This is a genomic window from Saccharomonospora iraqiensis subsp. paurometabolica YIM 90007 (assembly GCF_000231035.2).
Lineage (GTDB): Bacteria > Actinomycetota > Actinomycetes > Mycobacteriales > Pseudonocardiaceae > Saccharomonospora > Saccharomonospora paurometabolica.
In genome coordinates this window covers 72380-74626 of the sequence record NZ_KI912261.1, presented here as the reverse complement: position 1 = coordinate 74626, position 2247 = coordinate 72380, and the positions used below count along the sequence as shown (strand labels likewise).

Sequence of the window (2247 nt, the reverse complement as noted above, 5' to 3'; positions counted from 1 at the left end):
CGGGGACGTGGCCGCGGGGTTGCGGCTGGCCGCCGACGACCCCGCGGCGCTGCTGGCCGGGGACAACGCCGACGCCGCACTGGCGTTGCTGACCGCCGAGGGCGAGGCGCTGGAGACCCTGACCCGGCTCGCCGACGAGCTGCGCGCCGACGTGGTCGGGGAGCCGATCACCTACGTCGTCAACCGCAACATCAACTTCTCCAACGTCTGCTACGTCGGCTGCCGGTTCTGCGCGTTCGCGCAGCGGGAGCGGGACGCCGACGCGTTCCGGTTGTCCGTGGACGAGGTCGCCGCGCGGGCGGTCGAGGCGGCCGACGCGGGCGCCACCGAGGTGTGCATGCAGGGCGGGATCGACCCGCGACTGCCCGTGGGGCACTACGCCGAGCTGGTGCGGGCGGTGAAGAAGGCGGTTCCCGGGATGCACGTCCACGCCTTCTCCCCGATGGAGGTCGTCTCGGCCGCGGCCAAGGCGGGCGTGAGTGTCGCGGAGTGGCTCACGGAGCTGCGCGACGCCGGGCTGGACTCGATCCCCGGCACGGCGGCCGAGATCCTGGACGACGACGTGCGCTGGGTGCTCACCAAGGGCAAGTTGCCCGCCCGCGCGTGGATCGAGGTGGTGACCACCGCGCACCGGCTGGGGCTGCCCTCGTCGTCCACGATGATGTACGGCCACGTCGACCATCCCGGCCACTGGCTGGGCCACCTGCGGACGCTGGCCGGGATCGCGGACGAGACCGGCGGGTTCACCGAGTTCGTCGCCCTGCCGTTCGTGCACCACAACGCCCCGCTCTACCTCGCGGGCGTGGCCCGCCCGGGCCCGACCGTCCGGGACGACCGCGCGGTGCACGCGTTCGCGCGGCTCGCCCTGCACGGCCGGATCGACAACATCCAGTGCTCGTGGGTCAAGCTCGGCGACGAGGGGTCGGCCCGGGTGCTGCGGGGCGGCGCCAACGACATCGGCGGCACGCTGATGGAGGAGACGATCTCCCGCATGGCCGGCTCCGACCACGGGTCGTCGCGCACGGTCGCCGAACTGGACGCGCTCACCGCCCTCGCCGGCAGGCCGGGCAGGCAGCGCACCACCACCTACGGCCCGGTCACCCCGGCCGCCGCCCCGGCCACCGCCACGGAGCCGCCCGGGTGACCGGGGTTCCGGCGCCCCGCGTTGCCGGGGGCCACGACGGTGGTTAGCGTCCTCGCGTGGCGGACGAGACGGCGGGCACGACCCCGCGACGGAATGCGACGACCGGGACCGGCCGCGGTGCGCGTGCCGGCAAGAGCGGCACGGACGACGAGAAGCTGCTCGCCCGGCTGCGTCGCCGGTACGGGTGGCTCGATCACGTCGTCCGGGCGAACGAGGCGTTCACCGAGCGGTACGGCAACCACTACGCCGCCGCGATCACCTACTTCTCCGTGTTGTCGCTGTTCCCGCTGCTCATGGTCGGCTTCTCGGTCGCGGGCCTCCTCCTGGCGGGCAACGACGCCGCGTTGAACCGGCTCAGCGAGGGCATCATCAACTCCGCCCCGGACGGGCTGGGCGAGTTCCTCAACCAGATCGTGAGCGCCGCGCTCGACTCCCGGGCCGGGGTCGGCGTGCTCGGTCTGCTGCTGGCGCTCTACTCCGGGCTCGGCTGGATGACCAACCTCCGGGACGCGCTCACCGCGCAGTGGGGCCAGCACAAGAAGAAGCAGCCGTTCCTGTCCGGCAAGCTGAAGGACCTCGTCTCGCTGGTCGGGCTCGGGGTGGCGCTGGCCGTCTCGTTCGGCCTCACCGCCGTGGGCGCGGGCGTCGGGGAGTTCCTGCTCGGCCTGGTCGGGTTGGAGGAGGCCGCCTGGGCACGATTCCTGCTGCGGCTGGCCACCATCGTGCTCGCGCTGGCGGCCAACGTGCTGGTGTTCCTCTGGGTGCTGTCCCAGTTGCCCCGGGAGAAGGTCGCGGTGCGCAGCGCCGTGCGCGGCGCGGTGCTCGCCGCGATCGGGTTCGAGGTCCTCAAGCAGGTCGGCGGCATCTACCTGGCGAGCGTGACCAGCTCGCCCAGCGGGGCGCTGTTCGGCCCGATCATCGGTCTGCTGGTGTTCGCCAACCTGGTCGCCCGGTTCCTGCTGTTCGTCACCGCGTGGACGGCCACCGCGCGGGAGAACCTCGCCGCCCCGGACGCCCTCCCCCGTCCCGCCGTGATCCGTCCCACAGTGCGGGTGCGGCGCGGCCCGGGCGTCGGGCTCGCGGCGGGGGCGTTCGGCGTCGGC

2 protein-coding genes are annotated in these 2247 nt (G+C 73.6%); both read left to right on the top strand.

Features of this window, described 5'->3' with window-relative positions:
- The coding region (gene cofH / locus SACPADRAFT_RS29425; protein WP_007027349.1) for a 5-amino-6-(D-ribitylamino)uracil--L-tyrosine 4-hydroxyphenyl transferase CofH at positions 1-1144 on the top strand (1144 nt) is incomplete at its 5' end.
- A 155-nt stretch (positions 1145-1299) separates the two neighbouring features.
- Positions 1300-2247: inner membrane protein YhjD (yhjD, locus tag SACPADRAFT_RS0222980; RefSeq protein ID WP_040924781.1), on the top strand; the 948-nt coding region annotated here is incomplete at its 3' end.